Below are 14,118 nucleotides of genomic sequence, written 5' to 3' on the forward strand. Positions count from 1 at the left end.
GAACCGGTTTGAGTTCGTCTTCACCCCCAAACATGGCTCCTGGCTCAATGGGATTGAAAGCTTCTTCGCAAAGATGACGAAACAGGTACTTCGTTATCTCCGGGTGAAGTCAAAAGAAGTTGTCATGTCGGATGGATTGTGTTGTGATGTAGATGTAAATAGCCCCACCAGCGACGGCAGGGCTTCTTCTCGTTTATCTTAAACGCCACTTCCCCAATGGGCTATGCTCGTTATACTTAGCCTCAATCTCTTCGCGCGTCAGGTCCATATACGCCTCTTCCGTTACTTGGCGGTGATGAAAGTCGAAATCATCGATTGTTAAATCAAGACATTCGCCGATTCTCATACCGGTATCTTGCAGCAGCATAACGATGATTTTGTTGCGGTATCCGTAATATTTCGTGGATCGAACTGCTCTAATAATAGCACGCGGAATTCTTCTTCGTTAATCCCGCGCTTCTGTCTTCTAATTGTCTTGATTTGCTTTATATTATCAACAGGGTTCTTCTGTAGTTCTCCTTCCCCCTTTAACTAGTTAAAGAACACTTTTATATTCCGGATGTAGTTATTGATTGTAACCGTGGAAACTTCCTTCTTATAGTCTGTACGATTATGGGGAAAATTGATTTGTGCATTACCTTCGCGACTTACGACTGTGTATTTTCCTCTTTCTTGAACATGAAATATATTAGCGGATGTGTCCTTTTTTCACATCCGCCAATATATCAACGTCATGCTCTTTTTTCAAGTACGCAATTAGAAGTCGCAATGACTGCTCATATGATGATAAGGTTTTCTTGGAGAGTTTTTTCTGTTGGCAGTACATCAAAAAAATCTTCGAGATAAAATTCCATCTCCGACACTTTCAACGTTTCCATCTCCCGTCTGTGCGAAATACACAGACCCGATAAATCAAGAAAATTCATCGCGTGAACGGAAAAAAGTTTATCGGCATAAAAGCGAGTTTATCGGTATTTGATAACTAGCGTAATATTCCCACCAACCCTTATGGCTCTATGCGTTAGCTCACCTTATGCTCAATCCGCAGCTTGTCGGCAACCATCGCGATGAATTCGCTATTGGTCGGTTTAGACTTGCTGATGTTGATTGTATAGCCGAACAATCGGCTGATGCTGTCGATGTTGCCACGAGTCCATGCCACCTCGATGGCATGGCGAATCGCACGCTCGACGCGGCTCGGCGTCGTTTTGTATTTCTCTGCAATAGCGGGATACAACGTTTTCGTGATCGAGCCGAGAATTTCAATGTTGTTGTACACCATCGTAATCGCTTCGCGCAAGTACTGATATCCTTTAATATGCGCCGGAACGCCGATTTCATGTATGATGGACGTAATATTTGCATCCAAATTTTTCGTCTTGCCCATTTGGATGACATTCGACTTCGAGGAGGTCATATAGCTGCCGGCGTTGGAGCTGCCTATGGACGGAGTCGAAGCGACGCCAGCCAGCTGCCGGATGCGATTCGCCAGGATATCCATGTCGAACGGGTTCAGAATATAATAGGACGCGCCCAGTTGTACGGCACGCTGCGTAATGCTCTCTTGGCCGAATGCGGTCAGCATGATGATCTTCGGTTGGGGGGACTGATTCATACTGCGTAAACGTTCTAACACGCCCAGACCGTCCAGGTGAGGCATAATAATATCCAGAATGAGCACATCTGGCACCGCTCTGGTCTGTTCCAGGAATTGAAGCACCTCTTCGCCATTATAGGCGACACCGGTGACAACCATGTCTTCCTGTTCTGATAAAAAATCAGCTAATAAGTTCGTGAACTCCCGGTTATCGTCCGCTAACAGTATTTCGATCTTTTGCAACTTTTGATCCTCCCTTGTCAAAGTTTAGCATTCCCGAATATTGATGTCGTTGGCTTTCCTCTACAAGAATAACTTATTCGACACCAGGAATGAAATTCCTTCTGTCGAAAACTTTTTTTCTTTATTTTTTTGAGAACATGATTTATAATGTATGGTTATTCATTTTTTCTACATCATTCGTATTCCTTCGACATGAAAAAGGCGAATAAGCGCAAAAAAGGAAGGCTCACGCAGCATGTGAGCCTTCTCTGTTGGAGATCGGGGGTGGCGACAACACCACGCCCGCATCCTGCAGCATCCATTCAATGAAGCAACCGTAACCGGAGCTCGGATCATTGACGAACACGTGAGTAACGGCACCAATGAGCTTGCCGTTCTGTATGATGGGACTTCCGCTCATCCCTTGAACAATGCCCCCGGTCTTTTGCAGCAATCTAGGGTCAGTAATGCGGATGACCATCCCTTTGGTGGCGGGGGACGTCTGCTTCGTCACATGGACCACTTCCAGCTTGAATCGGTCCACCTGCTGGCCGTTGACGACCGTAAGCATTTCGGCGGGGCCTTCCTGCACCTCCTCGCTGAAAGCGACAGGAATCGGCTCCTTGTACAGACTGTGCTCCGGTTGATTCGTCATTTTGCCAAAAATGCCAAACGGTGTATTGCGTTCAATATTGCCCAATACGCGGCTTTCCTTCAAAAAATGGGCCCGCTTCTCGCCAGGCTCGCCATTTTGGCTCTTGGAAATGGAGGTTACGTTGGACTGAACAATTTCGCCCTGGCCTACCGTGATGGGTGTCTGTGTATCCATATCGGTAATGACATGGCCAAGCGCCCCGTATACCCCTTGATCGGGAGCATAAAAAGTAAGCGTGCCTACACCCGCTGCGGAATCCCGGATATATAACCCAAGCCGCCAAGTCTTGTCCTCCACATCATAGGCCGGTTTCAGCTTCGTCTTTATCTCGGTGTCGCCCCGCTGAATAATCAGTTCAATCGTCTGCTTTTTCTCGCCGGCTTCGCGAACGATATCCGCTACCTTCGTCACATCGTTAAGACGGGTTCCGTTCATGCTCATAATCATGTCGCCTAACCGGACGCCTGCTTCTTCACCCGGCGATATTTTACGCTCAGGTCCGACATGAACAAGATGGTGCCCGACGACGAGAATCCCTGACGATTTGACCTTGACGCCAATCGTTTGGCCCCCGGGGACGACCCGCAAGTTAGGGACGACATTGACCTTCAATGTCTTTAACGGAATGCCGCCGAACAACTTCAACTTCAATTCAGCCTGTCCGGTCTGGGACGATTGCAGCGAGATCGGCTTCTGCAGCGATAAGCGAAAGGAAGTCTCGCTCTGCCCGTTGACCTTCAGAATATCAGGACGATCTACGGTGGCCTGCGCTTGGACAGGCATGACCAGATTCAATTGCTTGTGTTCTCCTTGAAAAAGGCGCAAATGATTAGGTAAAGCTGCGTAAGTGCGGAAAGGGGCTGTGGTGCAGCATAAACAAACAATAATGGCCAGCATAAGACCGAGCAGCCGTTTTGCGTTGGGGTTCAAAGGTGTCACACTCCTTTGTTGACGGAACTTTGACGAAAAAGGGCGTGCCCGTTTCGTAACATTAAGGTAACCTTGACCCCAGCGTTTTATGAGTGAAAATCATTCCTTAAGCCCTTGAATTACGCACCTTTTTGACGTTCAGCCAACTTCAGCATTTCTTGAGCATGATGCAAGGTTCTTTCCGTTACTTCCACTCCGCCAAGCATGCGAGCCAGTTCGGCAACACGTCCTTGTTCCTGTAACTCCGTTACCTGGGTCGATGTGCGTTCATCCCGCACCAGCTTCTCTATGTAGTAATGATGATCTGCCATGCAGGCCACTTGCGGGAGATGAGTAATCGCGAATACTTGACCGCTGCGGGATACTTCCGTCAGCTTCTCCGCGATGGCCTGGGCCGCACGGCCGCTTACTCCGGTGTCTACCTCATCGAAGACCAGCACCGGAATGCAATCCATCTCGGCAAATATCGTCTTCAATGCCAGCATAATCCGTGACAGCTCCCCGCCGGATGCGATCTTGTGCAGCGGGCGCAGCGGTTCGCCCGGATTCGGAGAAATCAGGAATTCCGCATCGTCCCATCCGTTCTTCGTGAAGCGGACGTTTACGCCATTGACGTCGAAGCCTTGTCCGTCCTGAAGCCGTTCTAGACGAACATCGAGACGGGTTCGTTCCATATGAAGATGCTGCAGCTCCTTCTCGATCCGCTTCGTCAGCTTATCGGATAATCCCCGTCTTGCATCGCTTAATGCCCGTGCCCGCTTGGCCAGCTTCGCCAGCCGCTTCTCGCTTTCCTGCTCCAAAGCGGCAATCCGCTCATCCTTGTGCTCGATTTTGTCCGCCTCAGCCTGTATCCGTTCGCCATAGGCGATCATTTCTTCCACCGTGGCTCCATATTTCCGCTTCAACCCATTCAACTGCACCAGCCGATCCTCAATCTGCTGCAGCCGCTCCGGATTGAATTCGATGTTCTCCCGGTAGTCGCGCAACTGAAATGCCACATCCTCCAATTGATAGTAGGCGGTCTGGACCTGTTCCACCATCGGTTGGAATCGTGAGGGATCGTACAGCATGACGTCTTCGAGCATAGTGATGGCGACGCCGACCGCATCCATCGCGCCTTGGCCATACAATCGTTCATAAGCATGGTTGACATGATCCATCAGCTTCTCGGCATTTGCTAGTTTACACTTTTCTTCCGCCAATAATTCATCCTCCCCCACTTGGAGGGCGGCATTGTGAAGCTCTTCGATCTGAAAACGGTACAGATCAAGCATCTGATATGCTTGCTGGCTTGTCTGCTTCAGTTGGTTGATCTCATGCTGCAGCGCCATGAAGCAGCCGAATTCTTCGCGGTACCGCTGCTTGAGCACAGCCAGTTCTTCCCCGCCGTACGCATCAAGCCAATCCAGATGCCGCTCTACCTTGAGCAGAGATTGATGCTCGTGCTGGCCATGGATATTGATGAGCAGCTCTCCGACTTCACGCAGCATCGTCAGATTGACCATTTGGCCATTAATGCGGCACATGCTCTTCCCATTCGCCGTCAATTCCCGGCGAATAATGAGCAATTCTTCCGCATCCGCCTGAATGCCCAGCTTGGCGACAGTCGCCCAGACCGGATGGTCTACTGGCAGATCGAAGGACGCCTCTACTTCCGCCCGATCGCGGCCATAGCGCACGAATTCCGAGGAACCGCGAGCTCCCCCGATCAATCCAAGCGCATCAATAATGATCGATTTCCCGGCGCCCGTCTCCCCGGTCAACACGTGAAATCCCTGATGAAACTGAAGCTGAACGGATTCAATAACCGCCAGATTCGTAATGGATAATGCGATTAACATGGACTTCCCCCCAGGATGCATTTACGAAATATACGCTTCAATTTGCGCTACGACTTGATCGCTTTCCTTCTTGGTTCGGCAAATGATAAGTATCGTGTCATCTCCGCAGACAGTGCCCATAATCTCCGGCCACTCGATGTTATCCATCACAACGGCAATGGCGTTCGCCGTGCCGGGAAGACATTTCATCACGACCAGATTTTCCGTACTGTCGATGCTTATGAAGTTATCCAGCAGCGCCCGCTTCAGCTTTTGGGCCGGATTGAAGTGCTGATCAACCGGCAGCGAATATTTGTACCGCCCATCTTTCATCGGAATTTTGATCAGGTGCAGCTCCTTCATGTCCCTGGACACGGTAGCCTGTGTCACGTGGTAGCCTGCGCTCCGTAAGGCATCGACTAATTCATCCTGGGTTTCGATCTCGTTGTTCATTATGATTTCCCTAATTTTGATATGTCGTTGACCTTTCATGTAAGCCCTCCGTTTTGTTCCTTCTACTCCTAGCCTTGGCGCAGCAAGCGAGATGGTTGTTGCTATGCTTCTTATTGACTTAATCGCCGTGAACATAGGCTACCCCCCAATCCATGCGAATTAGGCGCACCCGGCGTTCCAACATATCTACGACGAGCAGGCCCGAGCTATCGGGATAGGCGGCGAAGTAAGGCATCCATTGCCGCTTCATGCCGCTGCCGTCCCAATCGAGCTGCATCCGTTCGCGTGCGATACGAACAATATACCATTGATTGTCGCGTTTGACGATCATATCGATCCAGATGCGGGCATCGATGTCCTCTCCGTCTACCGTAAAGTGCAAAGGCATGCAGAATTTTCCGCCGATCAGCTCATAGCCAGCATCCTCGACGAGTTGTAACGCCTCCTCATCCTCCGGAAACTGGTTGCTTAGGCAGACATCCTCCATCGGCTCGGGAGAATGGGCGTACCGCCGCACGCCGAAGCCAATCCAAATCAATATCCCAATTAGAATGAAACCCATTACCCATCTATCGCTCAATGGAATCACCACCCCGCTATGATGGAAAGCGTACCGCCGGTGCCTGCCAATCCATAAAGAAAGCTCATCCGTCGGATGTCTATCCCGGATGAGCTTCAGCGGATGGAAGTGAACGAAGGAATTAAGAGGTCGAGCAGAAAACCGAATTGGCTTCCTGGACAACCGCGTGAATCTGCTCGATGGAAGTCGCGGATCCCGGCGAGCCGCCTTCCGGCACGCTCCAATAGGCCAAAAACTCGATGTTGCCTTCTCCTCCCGTAATGGGGGAATAGGTTAATCCTTCCAGCTGGAAGCCTAACAATGCAGCATCGTCCAAAATCTGCCTCAGCACCTGCTCATGCGTCCCCGGATCGCGGACGACGCCCGATTTGCCGACCTTGTCTCTTCCCGCCTCGAATTGAGGCTTGATCAGCGCGATGACTCGGCCCGGCTTGCCGATGAGCGCCTGAAGCGGCCGCAGAATCAGCTTGAGCGAGATGAAGGACACATCGATGGTCGCGGTATCCGGGACCGGGCCTTGCAGATGCTCCGGCTCCGTATACCGGAAGTTGGTCCTCTCCATAACATGCACCCGCTCGTCATTGCGAAGCGACCAATTAAGCTGGTTATAGCCAACATCGATAGCATAGACGTAGCGCGCACCATGCTGAAGGGCGCAATCGGTAAATCCGCCTGTCGAAGCGCCGATATCCAGCATGACGGTATCCGTCATCGAGAGGCCGAAGTGGCCAATTGCCTTTTCCAGCTTCAAGCCGCCTCGGCTTACATAAGGATGAACCGAGCCCTTCACCGTAATCGTTCCGTCCCGTGGGACCTTCGTCCCCGCCTTCTCAATCCGTTCCTCGTTCACATATACCAAGCCGGCCATAATGGCGGCTTTCGCTTTTTCACGACTCTCAAAATAGGCCTGCTCCACGAGCAGAACATCAATCCGTTCCTTCGGTATGGACATGCTGTACCCCTATCTGTCATTGCGTACTCGGGCTAGGCCCGGCTCAACCGGTTATCGCCATGGGCGAAGAGCATCATATGCACTTCCTTCACCAGCTGTTCCGCCGTCAGGCCCGTCTCCTGGCGCTGCTCCTTGATGCTGCCGTGCTCCACGAAGCAATCGGGAACCCCGATAGGTCTCACCCTGACGCCGAATACATGATGCTGCGCATAATACTCCATAACGGCGCTACCCAGGCCTCCCGCCACGGAGCCCTCCTCAAGTGTGATCAACGGCAGTTGCTCTCTGGCGAGCAGGGTCAGCATCGCCTCGTCAAGCGGCTTCATGAAGCGGGCATTGATGACGCGCAGTTGAATGCCTTCGCGCCGCAGGTGCTCCGCCGCTTCCTCAGCCACCTGTACCATCGGGCCAATCGCAAGAATGGCGACATGATCGCCGGGACAGACCACTTCCCATGTCCCGATCGGAATCGGAATCAGCTCGGCGTCCAGCTCGACGCCGACCCCGTTTGCGCGGGGGTACCGCACCGCGATCGGTCCTTTATCGTATTCGATCGCTGTTTTCAGCATATGGCGCAGCTCGTTTTCGTCCTTCGGCATCATCAGTACGATATTCGGAATATGGCGCATAAAAGCGATATCGTACACGCCCTGATGCGTCTCCCCGTCCGGCCCGACGAATCCGGCGCGATCGATAGCGAAGATCACGTTCGCACTCTGGCGGCAAATGTCATGGACCACTTGATCGTACGCCCGTTGCAGGAAGGTGGAGTATACCGCCAATACCGGCTTCATCCCTTCCATAGCCAACGCGGCGCACATCGTGGCGGCATGCTGTTCGGCGATGCCGACATCGATCATGCGCCCCGGGAAGCGCTCCGCGAATCCGAGCAGTCCGGAGCCGCCTGGCATGGCCGGCGTAACGGCCACGACGCGATCGTCCTGCTCCGCAAGCTCCATGAGGGTCTTGCCGAACACCTCGGTGTACATCGGATTGCCTACCGCCTTCAGCAATTGCCCGGATTCAATTTTGTACGGCGAGATGCCGTGCCATTTATGCGAATCGGCTTCCGCCGGCGTATATCCTTTGCCTTTGCGGGTTACGACATGAATCAGTGTCGGGCCGTTCACACGGCTCGCTTGCTGAAAAATATCGATCAGCTTGTCAATGTCATGTCCGTTGACAGGTCCAAAATATTTCAACCCGAACTCTTCGAAAAGCATACCGGATACGACCAGATATTTGAAGCCGTCCTTCACCCGCTCCGCCGTCTTGGCGATCTTGCCGCCAATCGCCGGAATCTTTTTGAGCAGTTGCTCCACTTCTTCCTTCGCTTTTAAATAGTTCCGGTCGGAGCGAATTTTGCACAAATAGTTATGTAGCGCTCCGACATTCGGGGCAATCGACATCTCGTTGTCGTTCAGCACGACCATCAAATTTTTCTTCTCATGCCCGATATGATTAAGCGCCTCGAGCGCCATGCCTCCGGTCAGCGCGCCATCGCCGATGACCGCAATGACTTTGTTGCTCTCGCCCTTGAAATCCCGGGAGAGCGCCATTCCCATCGCTGCGGATAGCGAGGTGCTGCTGTGGCCGGCTTCCCATACGTCATGCTCGCTCTCCGTGCGCTTGACGAAGCCGCACAACCCCTTGTACTGGCGCAGCGTATCGAACCGATCCTTGCGGCCTGTTACTATTTTATGAACGTATGCCTGATGGCCGACGTCGAATATCATTTTGTCTACGGGACTGTCATATAAATAATGCAACACAATCGTAAGCTCAACGATTCCCAGGTTCGATGCCAGATGGCCTCCGGTCACCGCCAGCTTTTCAATGAGAAATTGTCGAATTTCTTCCGCCAGGACAGGCAGTTCTTCCTTCGTCAACCGTTTCAGGTCGCCAGGTTGGCTAATCTGTTCGAGCAGCACGGGAATTCCCTCGCTTTCGTTGTTTCGATTTGTCGCGTTTTTTGGTGAACAAGCGGATATGGAGCTTGCTATCCAAAAAATAGAAGCATTTGCCGATCAACAACACAATCGAAGTGGAGTAGTGAATCGCAAACGACTTCCCCAACGCTTTGCCTCCGACGGTTAATGCGGAGACGAGTCCGGTGAATGTAACGCTTACCGCCGTCGTCATCCATACGCTATCCGCATTCATGGACCATAACAAATTCGTCACTACGATCGCTGTGGCCGAACCGCTGATAACCCCTGTCATGTCACCAATCACGTCATTGCAGAAGTTCGAAAAACGATCCGCGTTGCGAACGATATAAATCGCTTGCTTGGCTCCGCGCACCCTCTCCGCCGCCATCGCATGGAACGGAGTCTCCTTCGCGGCAGCCGCAGCTAAGCCCATAATATCAAAAAACACTCCAATAAGCACGAGCATCAACACGATCACCATGCCGACGCCCCAGCCCGCCTTCCCCAATATCGACGTGGAGGCAACAGATAATATGGCGGCCATCGCGAAGGTGACGATAAAAATGAATATGCTCCACTTGACGGAATGTTTGAATGAAAATTTCATTTTCGTTGTCAACTCATCCTTTTAAGAGATGTTCCCACGAACTTATTGTATGTATTTTGTTAACCAATGATGGTTGGAGTGGTAGCTTTCTGGATAAACGCTGTGGCTTAGGTCCAGTAGGTTTTCCCAGACGCCCGCCTCCCCGTCGCCGGGTAGGCCGTTTCCAATTAAGAGCGTCTTGACGCCGTCGCCGGACGTCAGACTGGATTACCACTTAGACCACACTATAATCCCCACAAAGCCTCACAATGTGAACAGTCTAGGAGTTTTCCTCGAGCAGCCCTGAACCGACCCTTAGCCTCTTTTGCAAATCAGATTTCAAGCGGCATCCGATAGGTAGGTCTTTGGCCGAAGACCGTCGTATCTACACATCCGCTATCCCTGCAGACTCACTCAAGGCAGGCTACGCTACATACAAGCCACCCGCACGGAACGATCCGGGAAGCCGGAGAGCGTTCCGTGTGACTCGCAATATAGGTTCATACCCCAAGCCGTAATGCGACGCGCGAGGACGCCGTACCACGCACTTGGGCCTCCGCGGAAGCGGGGTCAACGCCCACATGCCATTGTGGATCGCCCCACAACCTTAACTCCCAGCATCAGCCCACGACTGGGCGTCGCAAGCCAACACCAGGAACTTCATCGATGTGCCCTTTGGCGAATTTTTAGGCCCGTCTTCGGTGTCGGGAGGCCGACTAGAATACTGCACCACTCTATGTGCGCTCTATTATATCACAAAACGGAAACGCAAAACACGCGATATCATTTCCATGAAAGCGTTCCTCTGGAAATCCACCGCTCATCAGACCGGCGGGCATTCAGAATTGGCGCTTCAGCAAAAAATCCGCAAGCTCATACAACCTCGCCGGAAAAGGAAATCCGGCCTGCCGCACCGCTTGCTTCGCTTCCTCCGTCAGCCGGACGACCTCCTGCTTGGAGGCCTCCAGACCGATAAAATACGGGTAGGTAACCTTTCCGCACTTTTCATCGCTCCCCGTCGGCTTGCCGAGCAGCACTTCTTCTCCGGTAATATCAAGAATATCGTCCTGGATCTGGAAGGCGAGGCCGAGCTTCGTCCCGAATTCGGTCAACGCGTTCAGTTGCGATCCATTGGCCCCCGCCAGATGGGCGCCTGCGCGAAGCGCGAACACGATTAAATCGCTCGTCTTATGAAGATGAATATATTCAAGCTGGACCAGCGTCGTCATTCCCTGCTCGCCCAAAATATCGGCGGTCTGGCCGCCTACCATGCCCCGCATGCCTGCATAAACGGACAGTTCCTCGGTGATGGTCAGGGCGATCTCGGCCGGGATGCTGTGGCGGCGCGCGCTTTGCGCGACCGTGTAGAAGGCATGGGTCAGAAGCGCATCGCCCGCCAAGATGGCGAGGGCTTCCCCGAACACCTTATGGTTGGTTGGCTTGCCCCGGCGGTAATCATCGTTATCCATCGCCGGCAGATCGTCATGCACGAGAGAGTATGTATGTAACATCTCGATGGCACAGGCCACCGGATCGGCGGCTTCCAGCGGTCCGCCCAGGCTCTCGCATGCGATGATAACACAGAGCGGCCGCAGGCGCTTGCCCCCAGCCATCAGCGAGTACAGCATCGCTTCCTTCAATTCGGCAGGTACATGCCAGCCGGCGGGGAATTGAGCCGGCAGCAGCCGCTCCATCCGCGCGACGTGACGCTTCAAATAAGAAGCGAACCTTTCTTCCGCTCCGGCGCTACTCAATCCGATCACCCGCTTCTTCCGCTGGGAACGGCTGCCGCCTCAGTTCGCCATTCTGCTCTGACAACACCTCGATTTTGCGTTCAACCTGCTCCAATTTGCGGGCGCACAGACCGGACAGGCCCATCCCTTCCTGGAAAAGCTCAATTGCTTTCTCCAGCAGTACTTCTCCGCTCTCCAACTGCTCGACGATATGCTCCAGCTTCTCCATTGCGGTCTCGAAGCTCATTTCCTGATGGGTAGCCTTTTCATGATTATCCATCGATCAATCGCTACCTCCTTTCATCGACCAGACGTGGCAATCGAGCTGCCCGTCGTTCAGCTTCACGCGGACGACGTCTCCCAACTTCACATCCTTAATCGTGCGGATCATGTTCTCTTCCCGCTCATCATACACGAGACTGTACCCACGCGCCATCGTCTTCAACGGACTCAGGGCATCCAGCTGCTTCAGATGCGCGCCGAGCTTCAGGCGCCGCTCATTCATCTGCATCGCCATCGCACGGTGAAGCTGGCGCTCCATGCCGTTCAGCCGCTCCCGTGCGGAACGCATCTGATGTACCGGCGTCTGCTCCCGCAAGCGTCCGCGCAGTTCCCTCCACCGCTCGTCCGCTTGATTGAAGCGGCTGCGCGACCGGTATACGAGCCGCTCTCGCAGCCGTTCATACCGCTCCTGATGTTTCGCCGTCAGCAGCACGGGCTTCCGCAACACGGGCGAGCGCTGGGCGCGCAGCAGCCGTTCCTGGCTCTGCTGCACCGTTCGCCGCATGCCGTGCCGCATCCGCTCCGCAAGATGCTGAAGATGCTGCCGCAGCTCCTCCTGATGCGTCACCGCCAATTCGGCGGCCGCCGTCGGTGTCGGCGCACGCAGGTCGGCAACGAAATCCGCAATCGTGAAATCCGTCTCATGCCCAACGGCCGATATGATCGGGATGACCGATTGAGCGATGGCGCGAGCCACGATTTCTTCATTGAAGGCCCACAGCTCCTCCAGCGATCCGCCGCCGCGCCCCACGATGAGCACATCGGCTTCCTGGTGGCGGTTCATTGCTTCGATGGCCGCCGCGATTGAGGCGGCCGCCTGGTTGCCCTGAACCAGCACCGGATAGAGAACGACATGGACGCCCGGCTGGCGCCGCCGCAGCGTAATCATAATATCGCGCACCGCAGCGCCCGTCTGCGACGTTATGACCCCGATCTTCTTCGGATAGCGAGGCAGCAGACGCTTTCGCTCAGCGGCGAACAGCCCTTCCGCTCCCAAGCGCTCCTTCAACTGCTCGAACGCCGCATACAAACTGCCAATGCCGTCCGGCTGCATATGCTGTGCATAGAATTGATACTGGCCGTCGCGCTCATACACCGTCACGTTGCCGCGGGCGATGACGCGCGCCCCTTCCTTCGGCCGGAAGGGAAGCCGTTGATTGTAGGATGCGAACATGATCGCCCGCAAGCGGCTGTCCGCATCCTTGAGCGTGAAATACATGTGTCCGCTGGCATGGTGAGTGAAGTTCGAGATTTCGCCCCGCACCCAGACATCCTGCAACCGGGCATCCCCATCCAGCTTCATCCGTATATAACGGTTCAGATCCTTTACGGATAGAACCCGTGCCTGATTCGCCATCCCGGCAGCCTCCTCCCCCCGAGACATCCTGCCATCCGTACGTTAGCGATGGCGGTCCTTGCGGTTTGTACTGCGATTCGTCCTCTGGTTCGTACCGCAAGCCATCGCACCGCTTTCCCCCTGCGGCAGGCTACGCTTGGGCCGAAGCCTTCGCCAAGCGGTGGAACCGTTCCGCCGTCTTGAGCGTGTTGGATATTAGCATCGTAATCGTCATCGGACCGACGCCGCGCGGCACTGGCGTAATCCAAGAGCACAGCTCCTTGACGTCGTCGGTGTCGACATCGCCGACGAGCTTGCCGTTCTCCAGCCGGTTCATGCCGACATCGATGACGACGGCTCCCGGCTTAATGAAGGAACGGTTGACGTAATGTGCCTTGCCGATGGCGACAACGAGAATATCCGCCATTCGGGAGAGCTCTTCGATGTTCTGCGTGCGCGAATGGCACATCGTCACCGTCGCATGCTCGCGCTGCAGCAGCAGCGAGATCGGTTTGCCGACGATATTGCTGCGACCGATGACGACGGCATGCTTGCCGGCAATCGGAATGTCGTTGCGCTTGAGCATTTCCATCATGCCCGCCGGCGTGCAGGGCAGAAGAGACTCGTCGCCAAGCACCATATTCCCGACGCTGACCGGATGGAAGCCGTCCACATCCTTCTCCACCGCAATCGCATCAATGACAGCCTTCTCGTCGATAGGAGACGGCAGCGGGAGCTGGACGAGAATACCGTGAATCGTCGCTTGCACGTTCAGGCGGCCGACCAGTTCCAGAAGCTCTTCTTGGGAGGTCTGTTCCGCCAGACGGTGCACTTCCGAATAGAACCCCAATTCGAGACAGGCTTTATGCTTGCTGTTCACGTAAACATGGGAAGCCGGGTCGTCACCTACGATGATGACCGCCAATCCAGGACGGGTTCCTTGCTCGATCAGCCATGCCGCCTGCTGCTTGATTTCTTCGCGTATCGTCTGTGATAATGCTTGTCCATTCAAAAGTTGCGCTGTCATGGTCTCTCCTCCAT

General features: G+C 53.9%; 14 protein-coding genes and 1 pseudogene. 1 reads left to right on the forward strand and 14 read right to left on the reverse strand.

Annotated elements, in window-relative coordinates; translation table 11 throughout:
* Nucleotides 1-202: pseudogene (locus PPOP_RS25605) on the forward strand (hypothetical protein); the annotation flags it as partial.
* Here the strand turns inward: PPOP_RS25605 and PPOP_RS24250 are convergent.
* The 14 genes from PPOP_RS24250 to folD form a co-directional block, all read right to left on the reverse strand.
* Nucleotides 194-367 (reverse strand): site-specific integrase, encoded by a 174-nt coding sequence (locus PPOP_RS24250; protein WP_006286538.1) that lies wholly within the window; start codon nucleotides 365-367, stop codon nucleotides 194-196. The pseudogene PPOP_RS25605 and the gene PPOP_RS24250 sit on opposite strands and share 9 nt — an antisense overlap.
* A 321-nt stretch (nucleotides 368-688) precedes the next feature.
* On the reverse strand, nucleotides 689-826 hold the full coding sequence (locus tag PPOP_RS24255) for a site-specific integrase (protein WP_234399803.1): 138 nt from the start codon (nucleotides 824-826) through the stop codon (nucleotides 689-691).
* Nucleotides 827-1,021: 195 nt separating this feature from the next.
* Nucleotides 1,022-1,840 carry a sporulation transcription factor Spo0A gene (gene spo0A, locus PPOP_RS11535; protein ID WP_006286540.1) on the reverse strand — a complete coding sequence of 273 codons (819 nt, stop codon included), beginning with the start codon at nucleotides 1,838-1,840 and terminating at the stop codon, nucleotides 1,022-1,024.
* A gap of 226 nt (nucleotides 1,841-2,066) precedes the next feature.
* Nucleotides 2,067-3,404 (reverse strand): SpoIVB peptidase, encoded by a 1,338-nt coding sequence (gene spoIVB, locus PPOP_RS11540; protein WP_042228563.1) that lies wholly within the window; start codon nucleotides 3,402-3,404, stop codon nucleotides 2,067-2,069.
* Between the two features lie 119 nt (nucleotides 3,405-3,523).
* A complete protein-coding gene (gene recN / locus PPOP_RS11545; protein WP_042228565.1) occupies nucleotides 3,524-5,245 on the reverse strand; it encodes a DNA repair protein RecN in 1,722 nt (573 codons plus the stop codon).
* Between the two features lie 21 nt (nucleotides 5,246-5,266).
* Nucleotides 5,267-5,716: a transcriptional regulator AhrC/ArgR gene (gene ahrC, locus PPOP_RS11550; RefSeq protein ID WP_006286543.1), complete on the reverse strand. Its 450-nt coding sequence runs from the start codon at nucleotides 5,714-5,716 to the stop codon at nucleotides 5,267-5,269.
* 79 nt (nucleotides 5,717-5,795) lie between these two features.
* Nucleotides 5,796-6,257, reverse strand: coding sequence for a LolA-like protein (locus tag PPOP_RS11555; RefSeq protein ID WP_148277925.1), 462 nt, complete (start codon nucleotides 6,255-6,257; stop codon nucleotides 5,796-5,798).
* Between the two features lie 121 nt (nucleotides 6,258-6,378).
* The gene (locus PPOP_RS11560; RefSeq protein WP_006286546.1) at nucleotides 6,379-7,209 is read right to left on the reverse strand and encodes a TlyA family RNA methyltransferase; all 831 of its coding nucleotides are present in this window, start codon (nucleotides 7,207-7,209) and stop codon (nucleotides 6,379-6,381) included.
* Between the two features lie 32 nt (nucleotides 7,210-7,241).
* Nucleotides 7,242-9,140 carry a 1-deoxy-D-xylulose-5-phosphate synthase gene (gene dxs / locus PPOP_RS11565; RefSeq protein ID WP_006286547.1) on the reverse strand — a complete coding sequence of 633 codons (1,899 nt, stop codon included), beginning with the start codon at nucleotides 9,138-9,140 and terminating at the stop codon, nucleotides 7,242-7,244.
* Nucleotides 9,121-9,747 (reverse strand): CNNM metal transporter family protein, encoded by a 627-nt coding sequence (locus PPOP_RS11570; protein WP_042228568.1) that lies wholly within the window; start codon nucleotides 9,745-9,747, stop codon nucleotides 9,121-9,123. Before PPOP_RS11570 ends, dxs begins: the two co-directional genes overlap by 20 nt.
* A gap of 818 nt (nucleotides 9,748-10,565) precedes the next feature.
* Entirely contained in the window at nucleotides 10,566-11,420 is an 855-nt protein-coding gene (locus PPOP_RS11575) for a polyprenyl synthetase family protein (protein ID WP_006286549.1), read from the reverse strand.
* A gap of 52 nt (nucleotides 11,421-11,472) precedes the next feature.
* Nucleotides 11,473-11,739: an exodeoxyribonuclease VII small subunit gene (xseB, locus tag PPOP_RS11580; RefSeq protein WP_006286550.1), complete on the reverse strand. Its 267-nt coding sequence runs from the start codon at nucleotides 11,737-11,739 to the stop codon at nucleotides 11,473-11,475.
* Between the two features lie 3 nt (nucleotides 11,740-11,742).
* On the reverse strand, nucleotides 11,743-13,098 hold the full coding sequence (gene xseA / locus PPOP_RS11585) for an exodeoxyribonuclease VII large subunit (protein WP_006286551.1): 1,356 nt from the start codon (nucleotides 13,096-13,098) through the stop codon (nucleotides 11,743-11,745).
* Between the two features lie 130 nt (nucleotides 13,099-13,228).
* On the reverse strand, nucleotides 13,229-14,104 hold the full coding sequence (gene folD / locus PPOP_RS11590) for a bifunctional methylenetetrahydrofolate dehydrogenase/methenyltetrahydrofolate cyclohydrolase FolD (protein ID WP_006286552.1): 876 nt from the start codon (nucleotides 14,102-14,104) through the stop codon (nucleotides 13,229-13,231).
* Nucleotides 14,105-14,118 lie beyond the last annotated feature (14 nt).

Origin of the sequence: Paenibacillus popilliae ATCC 14706 (assembly GCF_000315235.1) — a bacterium.
Lineage (GTDB): Bacteria > Bacillota > Bacilli > Paenibacillales > Paenibacillaceae > Paenibacillus_B > Paenibacillus_B popilliae.